The organism is Aminobacter anthyllidis (assembly GCF_018555685.1).
GTDB classification, from domain to species: Bacteria; Pseudomonadota; Alphaproteobacteria; order Rhizobiales; family Rhizobiaceae; genus Aminobacter; species Aminobacter anthyllidis.
Map to the genome: position 1 here is coordinate 164,236 of NZ_JAFLWW010000011.1, position 17,036 is coordinate 181,271.

A 17,036-nucleotide genomic window follows, 5' to 3' on the forward strand; every position below is an offset into this window, starting at 1 on the left:
CATGGGAACCGCGGCCAGCACGGCGAGACGGGCGGAGTTGGGATTCGAAGAACCCAACGAACTGCTGCGGGGGGTCACCAACGACCGTTCTGGCGGTGTGGTGAAATCCAGTCTGCGCGTGCTTTCTGTACTCGAATACTTCCAGGCCAATCCGCGGCCGGCGCGTACGACCGAGATCAGCCGCGCGCTCGCCATCCCCAACTCCAGCGCCGACGACATACTGAAGACGTTGGTGCGCACCGGCTACCTCGCCTTCGACCCGCGCCAGAAGGTCTACCTGCCATCCTACCGGATCGTCACGCTCGCCCGGCGCCTCGAGGGTTCGTTTTTCGGTGGTACGGCGGTTTCCGACCTGATGGACGAAGTTCATCGCCGCACCGGCCTGACGGTGTGGCTGTGTATGCAAAACGACCACTGGGTGCAGTGTTCGGCGATCATTCCCGGCTCCGATTTTCACGCCGGCGTCCATGTCGAAGGCTTCACCGATTACGACTGGACGACCGCCGCCGGCATGGCACTTTTGTCGGGCAAGCCGCAGGAGCTGGTGGTGGAGATTGCCAAGCGCATGTTCCGCACCGAGCCGCCGGCCAGGCGCACGGCCAGCGTGACCGCACTGCTCGACAAGGTCAGATCGGTTCGCAAACAAGGCTATGCCACCTCCCGCGGCTTTTCGGCGGAAGGCGTGACCGCGGTCGCGGCATCCTTCCAGTCGAAGTTCATGCGTGTTCCGGTCGCCGTGGGGCTTATCAGTGCCGCCCCCGAGGAGAGCCCCGGCACGGCTGCCCTTGGGTTCACCCTCAGGCAGATAGCGACCCGGCACCAACGCCTCGCGGAATTGCACCGGGCCAATGACGACCTGCCTATTTCGCCGGAATGGGAATTCCCGCGGCAGCAATGAAGCCCTGGTCGACGACGCGATCCTCCGGCATCAGCTCGGTGTAAGACAGCACCTCGGGAATGAGCGCGTAGGTCTTCTGCAGGCGCGTGGCCAGATCGGCCGGCATGTAGAGGTTGGGATCGAAGGTAAGCGAGACACCCTTCTTCAGCGTCTCCTCGGGCAGCTGCAGTTCCTCGAGCATGATCTTCATGATCTCGGGGTTGTTATGGTAGTCGCCCTGGAGATAGGTGCGCGTCGTGCGGACCAGCGCCCGCATCACCGCCTCACCGACGTCGCGGCGTTCCTTGAGCAGGCGCGGACCAAAGCTCCACGAGCCTGCCGACATCTCCGGTCCCTGGACGAAGGCCAGCGACACCTTGGATTCATCAGCCTTCTGCCAGATGGAATCGATCAGGTAGCCGAAATTGACGGCACCGTTTTCAAGCGCCACCAGGATGTCAGGCGAAGCCATGGTTTGGAACTTCACGTCCTTCAGCGACAGGCCGACTTTCTCCAGTTCCGTCTGCAGGAAGTAGGAGGCCGTCGAGCCGAGGCCGATGGCGCTGGCGACTGTCTGGTCCTTGAACAGGTCGACGGTGAACTTGCGGCCGTTGAGAAAGGCGTTGTTGGCCCAGATCCCCTGCTTCGACGCCGGCGACTGGACGAAGAGCGGCGCCACGACGCGAATGTCGGCGCCACTGGCGATGGCGTTGAAGACGGCCGCGCTCGGCTGGCCGCCAAGCACGTCAGCGCGACCTGTGGACAGGAGCACGATGCCGTCGCTCGACTTGGCGAAGGTGTATTCGATGTCGATGTTTTCCTTGTCGAACTCACCCATTCGCTCGGCAAGGAGCATCGGTATGTATGCCTCGACCTTGGCGGTCATGGCGACGATCACCTTCTCGCGCTGCGGTAGTGGTTTCGGCGCGTCGGAGCCATCGGCATGGGCACCGAAGCTGACCCCGATCACGGCGGCGGCAAGCGCCAGTTTCTTCCATAGAGATTTCATTGCTTCCTCCCTGTTGATCCTCTTGGCCGCCGGCCTCCACCGGTCGGCAAACTCGTCATGAGCCGGCGTCGTAGACCAGCTTCCAGCTCGACCCGGCGAGTTGCCTTATGCGCGGTCCACCGAAGAGGAATGCCGGGTCGCTAGGTGGCTCGGCGAACGATATGACCGCTGTGTCCGGAGCTGGCGGCAACGCAGCCCAGATCCGCCTGCCGGCTGTGTCGATGTCGACGCGATTTGGAATGTTGCGCTTGAGGCTCGCCACGCGCGGATAAAGCTCGGGATCGACTTCGGAGGCGGCACGCAAGGCAGGCGTGTCGACGCCACCCGGCCGCACTGCCACCACCCAAGGCCCGATGCCGCCACGGCTTTCACGCTCGCGCGCAACCACTTCGACCCAGTGTTCGATCGCGACCTTGGAGGCGCAGTAGGTGGCAAGGCCTTCGAGCGCTGCCACCGCCGCGCCGGAAGAAAGCATCACCAGCCCTGCCTCGTAGCCCGGACGGCAAGCGTCGAGAAACGCTTCGGCAAGCACGAAGGGTGCGGCCAGATTTGCAAGCACGCCCTTTTCATACGTCTGCGAGGAGACCTTGCCGACCACGCCGATCGCTTCAGAATAGTATGCGTTGTGGATGAAGATGGCGCGTTTGCCGCGAAACGCAGCCAATTCCCGAATGAAATGGCCGCGGATGCGATCCCACGTCGAGGGGTCGGCCAGGTCGAACGTGACGCTCTCGTAATCGGGGTGCTTGCGGCGCGACAGATTGATGATACGGGCGTTGGCGAAAGGAACGTTGCGAGCAAGCCCGAGGCCGACGCCCTGCGTCGCACCGCTGATCCAGACGATGGTGTCGTGCATCGTTAGCCCTCCATCTCAGTTGCGCAGCACGACCGCGCAGGTCGGGCCCAGATCGCTTGAGCTCACAAAGCAGCAGTCGGCGTTGTCGACCTGCCCGGTCGAGCTACCGCGCATCTGCTTCACGCCTTCGCTGATCATATTGAATCCATGCAGATAGACCTCCGAGAGGCTGCCGCCGCCGGTGTTGACCGGCAGGCGCCCACCAAGTGCGATGCCGCCGTCCTCGGTGAAGGCAGCGCCTTCGCCTCGCCCGCAAAAGCCATAGCCTTCAAGCGTGAAGAACACCTCTGGCGTGAAGGCGTCGTAGAACTGTGCCACCTTGATGTCGGAGGCACGGATGTCGCTCTGGCGCCACAGCGACTTCGCGCAGGTCGCGGCCTGCGAGCGCATCGGATCGGCCGTGAAGTAGTTCGCAAGGATGGCACTGCCGCCGTCGAAGCCCTGAGCCGCGGCGTGGATGTAGACTGGCCTGCTGCGGCAATCCCTGGCGCGCTTCGCCGCGGTGACGACGAAGGCGATCGCGCCGTCCGTCTCAAGGCAGCAATCGAACAGGCACAACGGCTCGCTGATCCAGCGCGCGGCGAAATAGTCTTCGCGGCTCATCGGCTTGGCATGCATGAAGGCATTGGGATTGCGATTGGCATGGCTTCGGAACGCCAATGCGACATTGGCGAGATGATCGCGGGTCGCGCCGAACTCGTGCATGTATCGGGTGTACATCACGCCGACCTCGTCGACCGGCCGGATGATGCCCCAGGGTCTCAACCAGGTGTCGCGGCTGCCCTGGATGCGCTGTTCCAACTGAGCCCAGACGCGGCTCGCGCGGCCGCTGCGCTTGCGTGAGCGCCAACCGACGACGACCTTGGCCTGGCCGGTGGCAATCGCCATCGCAGCATGTCCGACAGTACCGCAGCCGCCATGGCCACCGGCCGGCATCTGCGCATAATATGTCACCTCCTTCATGCCGAGGTCGCGCGCGATGTCGTGCTGGAAGACATTCTCCATGTTGAGCGAACACAGTCCATCGACCTCCGACGGCGAAATGCCCGCGTCATCGAGCGCCGCCTTGATCGCCATGCAGGCAAGCTGCTCCTCGCTTTGCGCCATTGCCTTGCCAAAAGCGGTCTCGCCAATGCCGACGATTGCCGTGCGGTCCTTGAGGGAGATCGTGTCGTTCATGGCGTGAGACTCTCGGATGCGCGCGGCATCCAGCGCGGCAAGGTGATGTCGTCGGAGACGGCGGTGAAGGTGACATCGACCGGCAAGCCTATGCGGATGGCCGAAGCTGGGACACTGTTGATGGGAGCGTCGGGCGCTGCGACAAGGCTGCCGACCATGCGGATAGACGGATGATCATCGAGTTCGACGACGATCATCGGATACGGCACCAGATCCTGGAAGCCCGGCAGCGTCGGGCCGTGGGCAATGCCGAACGACCAAACTTGCCCCCGGCCCGACGCGTCGACCCATTCTGTTTCGTCACGGGCGCACCGAGCGCAGAAGGGATGGGGCGGAAACTGGCAATGGCCGCAGGCCTTGCAGCGTTGCACGACGAGGCGCTTCTCACGCGCCGCGTCCCAAAATCCCTTCGTGTCGGGATCGTCGCCATAAGGCAAAGGGATGGCTGTCATCGTCTTGCCTCTATTGGTTGATGGGCGGCCGGTACTTCCATCGCCTCAAGCACCGGATCGCCGGCGAGCGCGACCTGAACGTCGACCTGTCGGGCACAGCTGGGACAATAGAAGTGGCGGATGCGGAAACGCTCACTGCCGGGGTAGCGGTCGGTGATGGCCGACCGCTCGCCTGCGGCAGCTTCGTGGACGACGAGGGACGCGTAGAGACTCGCGCCCGCGTTGCAGATGCCATGGCCGCAGCTCGCGCATACGACCTGTTCGCCAGCGGGCGATGCGACGGCCCGGAAGTGGCTGGAAAGGCGACGTCCGCTGACCGGGCCTTCAGCCTTGCGCGGCTCGCGACCGCCGAGCCGGGCCCTGAGACGGGCTTGTCGCTCCGCCACCGACGCGGCGTGGTCGATCACTGCCTGGTCGCCGTCGAGGCGCAGGACCACGCCAAAATCGCGCAGCGCACCACCGACGCTTACCAACCCAGCGAGAACGTCGGTGGCAACCGACATCGGATCACGCTCGAGCGGATCGCCAAAGCCACCGCCACCTTGCGAGGACGTGACCAGTATCTGATCGGGGTGGAGCCTGGTGGCGGCATCCGGCAGCCGAAGATCCGTGACATCCGCAAGGTCCGACCAGCCTTTCGAACCGGCTACCGGTACGTCGTTGCTCATGATGGCGAAACCGCTCGGCAAACCGGGTTCGCCGCCGGCAGCCCCCATGGTCGCCGGATGCTGCAATCCTTGCGCCATGGACAACAGTGCGATCGAGCGTTCCGTCTGATGCGGGCGATAAGCATGCAGGGCACCGACACCACCGCGGTGCGTGCCCGGCCCGCCCGAATCGGCCAGCTCGCGGCGCGTCAGATAGAGCACCGGATAATAGGCTTCGTTGGTTTCGAGGTTCGAGGGCGTAGCACCCGGTGACGTCGCCGTGCCTGAAGTGTCGCTTCCATCGGCATTGCAGGTGGCGCCGCCGCCGCCGCTCAGCTCATCCAGAAATAGCGTGGTGAAGGGACTGCCGTCGAGCCTGTGTCCCGAAATCGACATGCCACCGGCGCCTGACGACTGCGACGACGCCATGGCCATATGCGCATGCGCCGCCGAACCGTCGAGCAAGCGGGCCAGGCAACCGCTGACGCAGTTGCGGATCGCCTGAGCAGAGGTGCCTGTGCTCATCGCGACACCCGCCGGCCACTCGGCATCGACCACAGACCGCTTGCGGGTGCGGATGTCGATGGTCCGCCAGATGGCGCCCGGCATCCACGGCAGTCCCTGGCAGATATGGACGAGCACTGCCGCCATGGTGAAGTTGGCCAGCGTCGGATAGGTGGCGTTGACCGCGCCCGGCGCTTCATCGTCACTCGCGGTGAAGTCGAAAGTGAGCTTGTCGCCCGTCTTGGCCATGACGAGCCGGACCGCGTAGACCTGGTTCGGCAGATAATCGGCGCCGCTGCGCTGCTCATGCTGGATGAAGGAGTTCTCGCGCCAGACGCCGTCAGGCAGGTCGGCGAGGCGACGACGGAATGCCGCCTCTGTCGAAGCAAGCAGCCTGTCCATCGCCTCGACAAGACCATCGGTGCCATAGGCAGCGCAGAGCTCAAGCACCTGGCGCTCGGATGCACGGTTCGCCGCGATCTGGCCGAGCAGGTCGAGCGCATTGAGCTCGGGCGTTCGGGTGCGGGCAAGATAGTCACGTTCGATATCGCGGCGGATCCGGCCGGCCTCGACGATCTTGATCGGCGGAATCGGTATGGCCTCGTCGAATATCGAGCGGGCGGCATAGTTGAAGCCGCCGCTGACCGGCCCACCGACATCCGGCTCATGCACTGTCGACCCCGCCCAGGCAACCAGCCGTTCGCCATCGAAGATCGGCGCCACCAGCGTCACGTCGGGCTGATGCAGGGTTCCGAGATAAGGGTCGTTGGTGAGAAACTGGTCGCCTGGACCAATGCCGGGGTTTTCGCCGTAACAATCGAGAATGTCGCGCACGATCAGGTTGAGGGAGGTCGATTGGACGAGAATGAACTTGCTGCAGGAGACCACGGTACCGTCGGCGGTCATGATCGCGGTGTTGAAATCGCTCGCCTCGGACGCGATCTGCGAACCAGAGACACGGACCAGCGTCTGGCCGGCGTCGGCATTGATGGCCTCCAGTCGGTGGCGGATGATTTCGAGTTCGATCGGGCCGATTGTCATGCAAATTCCTCGACCTTGGGCGACGGCGAGCGCGTGTGGGCCTGAGGCACGGCGATGGTGAGATTGCCGTCCTCGTCGGTTGTCGCCATCTGGCCGGGATGGATCACGGCCGTTGTCTGCTCGGATTCGATGAAGGCAGGCCCTGATATCTCCGCCCCGGCGCCAAGTTCGTCCCACAAAAAGACAGGCGTTTCCCATGCGCGGCCCAGGAACCACGCTGTCCGGTGCCGGGCAGGCCGAAGCGCGGCGCGCATCTGTGCTGGAGCGGCGTTGGGCATGGCAATCGGCATGCGCGCTTCGACAATGATGGCCGCGAGCTCGATGGCGCTTTTGGCGTGGGCTGAACCCCGGCCCACGATCTGCTCGTAGCGGGCCCGGAATGCCGCCTCGGCAGTGGCGATGTCGGCGCTTCCGAGCCGAGAGGCCGGCACTTCGATGTCGATACGGTGCAGCTGGCGGGAAAATTTCAGGCCGATCTTGCGCTTGATCTCGACGGCACCTGACAGGCCCGCCTCCGCCAGCCCTTCAAATTCGCCGCGAGCGCGCTGCTCGAGCCGTCCGAATGCTTCGATCTCGCCGTCGCGGAAGTCCTGCAGCGGTCGGGCGGGCAGCTCGATCTCATAGGACGTCCGCAAGTCGCTGGAGGCTGCGCCCCAGGCGGAAAACTCCGGCGCAAGGCGCGGTATGACAATTGCCTTTACGCCGATCTCGGCGGCGTAGCGCCCGACATGCTGGGGGGCCGCTCCGCCATAGGCATAAAGCACGAAGTTGCGAGGATCGTGGCCGCGCTGCACGCTGGCACGACGGACGAGATCGGCCATCTGTGCATTGGCGACGCGCAATATCCCTTCGGCCGCCGCCTCGACTTCCAAGCCGAGCCTGCTGGCAAGCGGCGCAAGTGCTGACCGCGCTGCAGCACCATCAAGCGCGAGCGCCCCGCCAAGACGGTCAAGATGGCCCAGAACAACGGCGGCATCGGTCACTGTTGGTTGTGTGCCGCCGCGGCCGTAGCAGGCCGGGCCCGGCATCGAGCCGGCGCTTTGCGGGCCGACGCGCAACACGCCGAGTTCGGGATCGACGTAAGCTATGCTGCCGCCACCCGTTCCAATGGAAGCAAGGTCGATTGCTGGAACGGCAAGGCTGTGCCGGTCGATGCGTGGCCGTGAAGCGGCAGGCAAAGCGCCCCCCACGACAAGGCCGACATCGAAGCTGGTCCCACCAACATCGGTGGTGAGCACATCGGCATGCCCAAGCCGCGCGCCGACCTGGCGAGCCGCCATGATGCCTCCTACCGGTCCGGACTGAAGCAGGTGTACCGGTGCATCGCGCAGCGAGCTCGCGCGGCGCACGCCGCCGCCCATGGTCACGATCAGGAACAGGCCGCCAAATCCCTCCTTGCGCAACGCTTCGTCGAGCAAGGTCAGGTAGTCGCCGACAAGTGGCGCAACATAGGCATTCATGGCGACAGTCGCGGTCCGCTCGTATTCACCGATGCGCGGCGCAAGCTCGCTCGACAGCGTCACATGCAGGCTTGGCGCCTCTTCGGCGACAAGCTCGGCGAGGCGGCGTTCGTGACTGCCATTGACGGGCGACCACATCAGCGCAATGCCGATCGCCTCAGCACCTCGCGCGACGAGCTGGCGGATCGACTGGCGGGCCTGCTCTTCGTCCAGCGGCACAATGACATTGCCGTCGACATCGATGCGTTCGCGCACGCCGATGATGCGGCGGCGAGGAACAAGCAGGTCCGGCTTACGCCATTTGAGCGCGTTGATGCTGTCTTCGTCGGGCAGGCCATGCACCTTGTTGGAGCGTGCCATCGGCAGCGTCGCCTCGAAGCCTGAGGTGACAAGCAGGCCGACCTCGGCGCCCGTGCCTGTCAGAAGCGCATTGAGGCCAACCGTGGTGCCGTGCGACAGGATGTCGGTCACCTCGAGGATTTCGCCCAGGCACTTGCCCAGCGAGCGGGAGGCGACGCCAAGCGAGGCAATCACACCTTCCATCAGCCGTCCATGTGTCGTCAGCGCCTTGCCGACGCCGACGCGTCCATCCGCAGTCAGGATGACCGTGTCGGTAAAGGTTCCGCCAGTGTCGATGCCGACGATCTGCATATGCACTCTCGCAAATCATTCTTCAGGATGCAGTCCGCCGTCGGTTGAACGCCTGGCGCTCACCGTTCGTGGTCTGCTGTGACCGCCAGAAACCCGGCGCGGAATTGAAACAACCTTGCGGAGCACAAATTTTGCCGCAGCGCGTCCGCCGTCCAAAGCAGCAATGATTTCCACCACTTGAGACACGTCGATTAGGCGTCGAACGGAGCAGGCTGTCAAACGCAACCGGCAATTTTCCGGCTATCCGGAAAATCTGCGGAAGCGATTGTTTTGACGTTGCTAGGCGGCCTAGCCTTTCGAACACGATTGCCTGCGGGCGCACACCGAACTGCACTTCCTGACGGAGCGACAGATGAACTCATTGCGCATATCCGACGTTGCGGCGGCCCTGCCGCTGGTCGCTGAAGCAGCCGCCAAGATCGAGGTGCGGGGTGTGCGCAAGCGTTATGACGCCAACGGCAATGTCGAAGCGCTCGCCGGTGTCGACCTCAACGTACGGAGCGGCGAATTCGTCTGCCTCGTTGGGCCGTCAGGTTGCGGCAAATCGACGGTGCTCAGAATGATTGCCGGCCTGCACAGGCCGAGCGAAGGCGAGATCCTGGTCCACGCCAGCGGCACGCGTGCGGTCCCCACCGCCATGGTGTTCCAGAACTACAATGTGTTTCCGTGGAAGACGATCCAGGCCAATGTCCGCTTCGGCCTGGAAATGACCGGCATGGCCGGTGCAGAGGCCGACAGGCGCGCCACCGCGTGGCTCGGCAAGATGGGTCTTGCCGACTTCGCCAACGCCTATCCGCCGGCGCTGTCAGGCGGCATGCTGCAGCGCGTCGCCATCGCGCGCGCCATGGCTGTCGAGCCCGAAATCCTTTTGATGGACGAACCTTTCGCTGCGCTCGATGCCCAGCACCGGCGCATCCTGCAAGACGAGTTGCTGACGCTTTGGCAGGAGGACCGGCGCACTGTCGTCTTCGTCACCCACAGCCTGGAAGAAGCGCTGTTGCTCGGCGACAGGGTCGTTGTGATGTCGGCGCGGCCGGGACGCATCATCGCCGAATTCGAGGTGCCGTTCGCGCGGCCGCGCACGCCGGAAATCCGCGGTGAGCCGATGTTCGCCAAGCTGGAACAGGAAATCTGGAACCTGCTGCGCGAGCAGGTCGGCAAGCACGCCGCCTGAAATCAAGATCGACGCGGAGGAGGCGACGAGCATGGAAAAGACCATCACTATCAGACCTGGCGAAGCCGAGCGCGACCCGCGCGGCTATGCACGCCGGGCGCAACGGCAGGAAAAGGTGCTGGCGATGGCCACCCCTGTCGTGTTCTTTATCCTTTGGGAGATCTGTGCCCGCGCCGGTCTTCTCGATTCCCGCTTTTTCCCCGCACCAAGTGCGATCTTTCTGTCGGCGGTCGAGATGACGCGCACCGGCATGCTGCAGCAGGATGTGATGGCAAGCGCGCTTCGCGTGCTTGCAGGTTTCGCCATCGGCGTCGTCACCGGGTTGGGTGCCGCGCTGTTGCTCGGCCTGTCGCGCCTGACGCGTGCAGCGCTGGAGCCGTTCCTCACAGCGCTTTACACGGTGCCAAAGCTTGCTCTGCTGCCATTGCTGCTCCTGATCTTCGGTCTCGGCGAACTGCCAAGCGTGCTGCTCGTCGGCATGACGGTTTTCTTCCTGGTCTGGATCCAATGCATGGAGGCGGTGCTCGCCATCCCCGAGAACTATCACGAGGCGGCTCGTTCGTTCGGCGCCAAGGGCTGGAACATGTTCCGCCACGTCACCTGGCCGGCACTGCTGCCACAGCTGTTCATTTCCATGCGCATCGCCATCGGCACGGCGGTACTGGTCATCGTCGGTGTCGAGTTCGTGCAGGCAAGCCAGGGCATCGGCTACCGCATCTGGCATTCGTGGTCGCTGTTTCAGGCCAACCGCATGTATGTCGGCATCTGCACGGTGGCGTTGATGGGTTTCCTGTTCAGTTCGCTGGTGCGCTGGCTGGGACGGCTGATGCTGCCCTGGACAGCGTCCGTGACCAAGAGGTCCCGCTAGTTCAAGCGGAACGACCGAAGATCCTCCGTGATGCAGTGGCTCGCTGCTCCAAGCGCCGTTGGCGAGACAGGCATCTTTCCCCGTCTGCATTTTGTGGTGCCTCACAACGGGTTGCGGCACCTACGTCGACCCCGTGGGAGGACACGAATGAGTTCCAAGATCTACATCCACGAATACATCAACATCATCGGCGCCAACCGGGCTAACTATTTCAGGCACATGACGACCGATTGGGGTCGCCACAGTGCCGAACGCCATCAAAAGTGCTTCGGTGTCTGGGGCACGCTCGGCAGTACCGGGCAGTGGCCTCAGGTGGTCAACCTGTGGGAGTACGACGACTGGGATAGCCTTGCCGCAAGTTTCGCGCATGAGACAGGCACCGACACCATGCAGGACAAAGCCCTTGAGACATGGTGGCTCACCGCACAAAGCTACCGCAGCGGCGGCTTCGACCGCGTGTTGATTGCAGCCCCCTGCTCGCCCCCTATCGAACAGCTTTGTGCCGAAGGCACCGTCGTGGGGGCCAAGGTGTTCCTGCATGAGATCGTCAGCATCAAGCCAGGCTTTGCACAGGACTATCTTGAATTGGTATCGAAGCATTGGCGCGAGCCGGCTAGGGAACTTGGGCTCCAGCTCGTCGGTGCCTTTCGCACCGCCATGTGCAACGATTCAGAGGTGGTGCTGATCTGGGCGATGCAGGAATGGAGCGACTGGGCCCGTGCAAGCAAGGCGCAAGGCAGCCAGCCATTCCAGATATGGCGTGCCAAGACTGAAGATATCGTTCTCGACTGGACCGGGCATCTGATGTGTTCGGCACCCGCCTCTCCGCTCAAGACTGGGGTCCAACCTTAGGCCAGGCAGCGAGGCATGAACGATACACAAGACGCTCCGAAGCCTCGTGCTTCGGCACTTTTCTGAAAACTATCGGAGTTGAACATTATGGCTTTCATTCGATTGACGCGACTTCCCGATAATGTCGATGTGCATCTCCACTACAGACATGTGGTTGCTGTCAGCACAGTCAACGGCAATACGTTCATTCGCACAACAGCGACAAACTCAGATGGGACCGGTCACTCGGTATCAGTTCACGAGACCGTCGAGAACGTGATCGCTCTCATAGAAGAGGCAGAACGGCAGCGTTTGTAGTCGACGGGCCCAACCTTTGGGCCGCGCCCAAAGCCGCGAGGTATAGAGAAGATTGTTATAGCTCACAATTGTACATATCGTGAGTTATAGAAAGAGCCCTATAACTCATGGGCTGGAATTGGCAGCAGGCCGACTGGCCGAATTTTGCCTACGACAACAAGGTACTGGAGCCGCTAGAAAGCGAGTTCCTGTTGGGCGCGGGCGAGTTACTGGGTGTCTTTCGCCATGTCGGCCTTCACGAACGCGACCAGATCCGCGTCGATCTCATCAGCGAAGAAGCCTTGAGGACGTCCGCAATTGAGGGGGGAGTACCTCAACCGATTCATACCCGATTGAAACCAGCATCAAATCGCACCAAGATGGGGGGCGACTGAACAAGGCGCGCGCATAGCAATCACGAGGCGAGGTGCCGGCGATGGCGACGAGCAGCTTCATCACCGAACTGACCTGTGCCGCAAACGAGACTTCGAAATTGACGCCTCATGAAACCGCCCGGCTGTTGCAGCAGGCTGCTGCAACAATCCGCAATTATCGCGAACGGGTCGACTACCCCGAAACGCCAGCCAACGACCGCAGCCAGGGCGACATCGTGTTCGACCTGATGGCCATGGCAAGCGCCGTCGAGTTGTTTTCGCCAGAGAAGATTTCCGCGCTGCTTCAGGAAGCAGCCTCGACCATCAGAGTCTGCAAGGTTCTCGGGGAAACGAGCAAGACCACCGGAAACGCCCCATGAGACATGGTAGCCTGCCGTTCGACCTATGCGCATCCGTCCACGATCGCGCAGGCGGCAGGCGTTGCTCTCACTTCCACATCGATCGCATGCGTGCCACGACATCAACCCGCACCTGCTGCGAACTGCGCTCAATTCCGGTTGCCGTAACCTTCGGCCAGCTCGTTTGTTCAAAGAGCCGCAGCAGTGGCGCGGGGATGAAGCGAGTGCGCGAGGCATAGACATGGCGATCGCCCTGGACGTTCTGTCCATAGGTGAAGAAGCGCTGCGGGGTGATCAGGGCCAGGCTGTCTCGCGCTCTTGTCATACCGACATAAAGCAGGCGCCGCTCTTCCTCCAGTTCCGAGGTAGTCCCCGCCCCAAGGTCGGAAGGAATGCAGCCGTCGACGACATTCAACATGAACACCGAGCGCCATTCCTGTCCCTTGGCGGAATGGATTGTCGACAGGATTAGATAGTCCTCGTCGAGACGGGGCACCCCTGCCTGATCACTTGTTGCATCAGGGGGATCCAGCGTCAGTTCGGTGAGAAAACGCTCTCGGCTGGGATAGCCGGCCGCGATCTGCTCCAGCTGCACCAAGTCGGCCTTGCGAGTGTCCGGGTCCTCGTGAATCCGCTCAAGATGCGGCTCATACCAGGCGCGGGCGGCCGCGAGTTCATCCGGCCAGCCGGCAGCGGATCTTCTCAGGCGTGAGAGAAGTGCGACAAAACTGGTCCAATCATCGCCGGTCTTCGGCGGAGGTGGCACTTCTGCAAGTGACAGCAGCGGCTCCGGCTCCGCTGCCATCGTATCAAGGATCCGCCCTGCCGTCTGGGGGCCAATTCCCGGAAGCATTTGAAGCAGCCTGAAGCCCGCGACACGGTCGCGCGGGTTTTGGGCAAACCGCAAGACGGCGAGCAGGTCTTTCACGTGCGCGCTGTCGAGAAACTTTAGCCCACCGAACTTGACGAACGGAACATTACGCCGCGTGAGCTCGACTTCCAATGCGCCGCTATGATTGGAGGAGCGAAACAGAACGGCTTGCTGCTTGAGTGTGACGCCTATTTCACGGGCTGCCAGCACCTGCTCCACCACATATCTTGCCTGGTCGGCATCGTCCCGGACAGTCACGAGCAGGGGACGTTGCAACGACTGGCGATCCGTCCAGAGATCTTTGGTGAAGCGCTCGCGCGCGAGCCCTATGATGCCGTTTGCAGCCTCCAGGATTGGCTGCGTCGAACGGTAATTGCGATCGAGTGTAATGACGTCGGCCGCCTTCGGAGAAAACTCGTTGGGAAAATCCAGTATGTTGCGAACGGTGGCGGCGCGAAAAGAATAGATCGATTGAGCGTCGTCGCCCACAACCGTCAACCCGCAGCCGCCGGGTTTCAGGGCCATCAGTATCGAAGCCTGCAGCCGATTGGTGTCCTGGTATTCGTCGACGAGAACATGATCGAAGCGGCTGCCGATGTCGTCGGCAAGCTCGGGATCGGAAACGGCCTGCGCCCAATAGAGCAGCAGGTCGTCATAATCGAGAACGTTCTGCACTTGCTTAGCGTCGACATAGCCCGAAAAGAGCTGCTTGAGTTCATCCTCCCATCCCATTGCCCAGGGGTAGGCTGCCTTCAGTATTTCGCCGATAGACACTTCGGAGTTCACGACACGGGAATAGATCGCAAGACATGTGCCTTTGGTGGGAAAGCGGCTTTCTGTCTTCGAAAAGCCGAGATCGTGCCGAACGAGATTCATCAGGTCGGCGCTGTCTTCACGATCGTGGATCGTGAAATCGACATTCACCCCAATCTGCTCGGCATAAATCCTGAGCAGACGTGCACCGATCCCGTGGAACGTTCCCGACCATGCCAAGGCGTCCGTCATGCTAGTGGCATTTCCACCGAGTACCTGCCGGCAGATCCGCTCGACACGCCGCCCCATCTCGGAGGCTGCGCGGCGCGAAAATGTCATGAGCAGAATGCGCCGGGGATCAGCGCCGTGGACGATAAGGTGAGCAACCCGATGGGCGAGCGTGCTCGTTTTGCCGGAACCCGCCCCCGCGATGATCAGCAACGGTCCGCCAATTTCATCATCAGGCAGTCCAATCCCATGTTCGACCGCCTCGCGTTGGCGATCGTTCAGTTTCTCGAGATATGCCGTGCTCATCAGTCCCCGCGCTTGACAATGCCTGCCCGCCAGCTGGCCGGTCCCGGGCATCCCCTCTGACCGACCCTGGCAAATCAAGAACAAATATGGAACATAACAACTTGCCGGGGTATTGGATAGCCATCGCGAAAAGGGCACGTCGAGATTTCCGGCTACGCGAGGTTCACACTACATCGCTGCGGGAGCAAAACTGAAGACGCATCGCACTGTCAGGCAATCGATACTGGCAAACTTCGACGCACCTCAGATGTCAGCGCGAGTTGCTCTGGCAGCCAAAGGTCGGCCACGAGAGGCCGACGCAGAACATTTTTTGGTGGAGATGCAGGGCGGCACTCGCCGGCCCCTACCCGAGACGATATTTCGTTGCCATACAAATATGGTCTCTCAACAGAAGGTTTTGCAACAATGACGTCTACCAATGAAATCGCAGACAAGATCGCTTCCGACCAGAACCTCACGAAGGCACAAGCCAAGCTAGTCGTCGAAAGCGTCTTCAAACAGATCGCCGATGCGGCAAAGAGCGGGGCCGAGACTAGCATTCCTGGCTTCGGCAAATTCAAACTGAAAGAAACGCCGGCACGCGAGGGTCGCAATCCGTCAACGGGTGCAACTATCAAGATCGCCGCAGCCAAAAAGCTGACTTTTGCGCCTGCAAAGGCAATCAAGGACACTCTGAACGGCTGATGCGTGCATCGGGCTGTCCCCCACAGCCCTACAAGCGAAGGGCCCGCAGCTACCAGCGGACCCTTCGTTCCTCATTTCAGCCAAATGCGTGACTTCCTCCGCGCTGATCGGCAACTTCTTCCCTAAAAGTCCCCCAGGCAATGAAGAAGGCTAGGCCGATTTATAACTGAAGGAGACGCGGTTTCGGCCTTGCTGTTTTGCCTCGTATAAGCATCGAGAGGCTTGACGCAGGCTCTCTGCCACATCGGCCGAGCCTCGTATCTCCGCGCCGCCGACGCTGACCGTTGCCCTGATACTTCCGCGGCCGCTTTTCAGCCAGGGAATCGTCTCGACTTGCCGCCTAATCTTCTCTGCCCGCAACATCGCGCCATTCTGGTCGACATCGCTTAGAATGACCCCGAACTCTGTGCCGCCGGTTCGTCCCACAACGTCGTTGGGTCGAGTCGAATATAGCAAAGCCTTGGCTATGCGGACTAAGGCCTCGTCACCTTTGGCATGGCCGTGCTGGTCATTGATCTTTGTGAAATCATCAGCGTCGACCAGCAGCAAAGTGTCGCACTCCTCCTCACGACGCACACGAGCAAGGTGGCCAATGAAGGCCTCTCGGTTCAACAGTCCTGTCGCCGGGTCGTGGCTGGTCGAATAATTGAGCTTCTCGTGGATCTCACTTAATTCAGCAAGCGATTTGGCGAGTGCTTTGCTGGCTTCCTTGTACTTTTCAGACTGAAGGAAAATATACGAGGCGACTGGCATAGCGATGAAAATCGGAATCAAGGTGCATTCCACCCAGCTCAGCCAGTCGATCGGCATTCCAAGAGCTAGTCTGGCAGAAAATGAAAGTGCAAAGGTTGCAACAACCGCTATCGCGGTCACGACAACTGCTTTCGCGAGAATGATCTTGCGCCGGGTCATCTCAGTACATTAGCGTAGTCTAAGTAAATCGTCCCTTACTAATGTGTGCAGCCGTCCGCCGTGAAGCTGCCCCCTAATTGGGGCACGCTTCGCATCGTAATCGCGCCTGACCTGCCAAACGAGTGGGATCTTGCATGCGCACTATCGAGGGCGAACCGTCAAATGCCCACAGTTGTCGCGCGCCGAAGCACCCATCCCGACCACGACTGGGTTGAACTGGCAAGCTCACCGAGCGTTGTGCGACGGCGCTTCTGACGCGATCGTCAGAACCGGGGCTTTTCCAATGGTTCGACGATGAACAGGGCACTTCTGGCTTTGCCGCTCGCGGCACTTGCACTGTCAGCAACTCCTGGAAAGGAGACCGACTTTCTCCAATCGCTTTCAGGCTGGCAAGGGACTGGTGAAGTAGGACTGAGACCGGACACCAGTACGGTTTCCGTTCGCTGCTCCTTTGAATTCCCGCACCGTCGGAAATGTTCTTAATTTGGACGGGACCTGCCGGGCGAAAGTTATCCTGTCGCGCCACATCGGCATCGATTTACGCGCCAAAGGTTCGAACTATACGGGATCGTATGTCGGATCGACGCGGGGAGCAGCCAGCCTCTCCGGCCGAAGGAAGGGCGACACACTCAATCTTCAGATCAAGTGGCCAGACCGAGGATCGGGTCCACGCGTTGCTTCGATGCAGCTCGCCAGCTCACGA

The 17,036-nt window shown here is 61.7% G+C and carries 15 protein-coding genes; 7 read left to right on the forward strand and 8 right to left on the reverse strand.

The features are described from left to right. The first annotated feature begins 1 nt into the window (after position 1). The gene (locus J1C56_RS27965; protein ID WP_214393256.1) at positions 2-898 is read left to right on the forward strand and encodes an IclR family transcriptional regulator; all 897 of its coding nucleotides are present in this window, start codon (positions 2-4) and stop codon (positions 896-898) included. On the opposite strand, the gene J1C56_RS27970 is transcribed toward J1C56_RS27965, so the two are convergent. From J1C56_RS27970 to J1C56_RS27995, 6 genes are read right to left on the reverse strand one after another with little or no spacing between them, the layout of a single operon-like run. Continuing rightward, positions 861-1,886, reverse strand: coding sequence for an ABC transporter substrate-binding protein (locus tag J1C56_RS27970; RefSeq protein WP_214393257.1), 1,026 nt, complete (start codon positions 1,884-1,886; stop codon positions 861-863). The two genes, J1C56_RS27965 and J1C56_RS27970, sit on opposite strands and share 38 nt — an antisense overlap. A 55-nt stretch (positions 1,887-1,941) precedes the next feature. Further along, positions 1,942-2,742, reverse strand: a complete 801-nt coding sequence (locus J1C56_RS27975; protein ID WP_214393258.1) for an SDR family NAD(P)-dependent oxidoreductase — start codon at positions 2,740-2,742, stop codon at positions 1,942-1,944. A gap of 15 nt (positions 2,743-2,757) precedes the next feature. Next, complete coding sequence (locus J1C56_RS27980) at positions 2,758-3,921, reverse strand: thiolase C-terminal domain-containing protein (RefSeq protein ID WP_214393259.1); 1,164 nt, start codon at positions 3,919-3,921, stop codon at positions 2,758-2,760. After that, positions 3,918-4,373: a Zn-ribbon domain-containing OB-fold protein gene (locus J1C56_RS27985; protein ID WP_214393260.1), complete on the reverse strand. Its 456-nt coding sequence runs from the start codon at positions 4,371-4,373 to the stop codon at positions 3,918-3,920. Before J1C56_RS27985 ends, J1C56_RS27980 begins: the two co-directional genes overlap by 4 nt. Beyond that, positions 4,370-6,565 carry a hydantoinase B/oxoprolinase family protein gene (locus tag J1C56_RS27990; RefSeq protein WP_214393261.1) on the reverse strand — a complete coding sequence of 732 codons (2,196 nt, stop codon included), beginning with the start codon at positions 6,563-6,565 and terminating at the stop codon, positions 4,370-4,372. The genes J1C56_RS27985 and J1C56_RS27990 overlap by 4 nt, the downstream gene beginning before the upstream one ends. After that, on the reverse strand, positions 6,562-8,676 hold the full coding sequence (locus J1C56_RS27995) for a hydantoinase/oxoprolinase family protein (protein WP_214393262.1): 2,115 nt from the start codon (positions 8,674-8,676) through the stop codon (positions 6,562-6,564). Before J1C56_RS27995 ends, J1C56_RS27990 begins: the two co-directional genes overlap by 4 nt. A gap of 352 nt (positions 8,677-9,028) precedes the next feature. On the opposite strand from J1C56_RS27995, the gene J1C56_RS28000 reads away from it, so the two are divergent. The 5 genes from J1C56_RS28000 (at position 9,029) to J1C56_RS28020 (ending at position 12,600) form a co-directional block, all read left to right on the forward strand. Then, positions 9,029-9,850, forward strand: coding sequence for an ABC transporter ATP-binding protein (locus J1C56_RS28000; RefSeq protein ID WP_214393263.1), 822 nt, complete (start codon positions 9,029-9,031; stop codon positions 9,848-9,850). Positions 9,851-9,881: 31 nt separating this feature from the next. Next, complete coding sequence (locus J1C56_RS28005; RefSeq protein WP_214393264.1) at positions 9,882-10,718, forward strand: ABC transporter permease; 837 nt, start codon at positions 9,882-9,884, stop codon at positions 10,716-10,718. A gap of 147 nt (positions 10,719-10,865) precedes the next feature. Continuing rightward, complete coding sequence (locus tag J1C56_RS28010; RefSeq protein WP_214393265.1) at positions 10,866-11,570, forward strand: hypothetical protein; 705 nt, start codon at positions 10,866-10,868, stop codon at positions 11,568-11,570. A gap of 404 nt (positions 11,571-11,974) precedes the next feature. Further along, a complete protein-coding gene (locus tag J1C56_RS28015) occupies positions 11,975-12,241 on the forward strand; it encodes a DUF4172 domain-containing protein (RefSeq protein ID WP_246592032.1) in 267 nt (88 codons plus the stop codon). Between the two features lie 32 nt (positions 12,242-12,273). After that, a complete protein-coding gene (locus J1C56_RS28020) occupies positions 12,274-12,600 on the forward strand; it encodes a hypothetical protein (RefSeq protein WP_214393266.1) in 327 nt (108 codons plus the stop codon). A gap of 67 nt (positions 12,601-12,667) precedes the next feature. Here J1C56_RS28020 and J1C56_RS28025 read toward each other — a convergent pair whose 3' ends face one another. Continuing rightward, positions 12,668-14,737, reverse strand: coding sequence for an ATP-dependent helicase (locus J1C56_RS28025; RefSeq protein WP_214393267.1), 2,070 nt, complete (start codon positions 14,735-14,737; stop codon positions 12,668-12,670). A gap of 405 nt (positions 14,738-15,142) precedes the next feature. Between J1C56_RS28025 and J1C56_RS28030 the strand changes: the two genes are divergently transcribed. Next, positions 15,143-15,421: an HU family DNA-binding protein gene (locus tag J1C56_RS28030; protein WP_214393268.1), complete on the forward strand. Its 279-nt coding sequence runs from the start codon at positions 15,143-15,145 to the stop codon at positions 15,419-15,421. Positions 15,422-15,571: 150 nt separating this feature from the next. Here J1C56_RS28030 and J1C56_RS28035 read toward each other — a convergent pair whose 3' ends face one another. Continuing rightward, positions 15,572-16,333, reverse strand: coding sequence for a GGDEF domain-containing protein (locus J1C56_RS28035; RefSeq protein WP_214393269.1), 762 nt, complete (start codon positions 16,331-16,333; stop codon positions 15,572-15,574). Between the last annotated feature and the right edge of the window lie 703 nt (positions 16,334-17,036).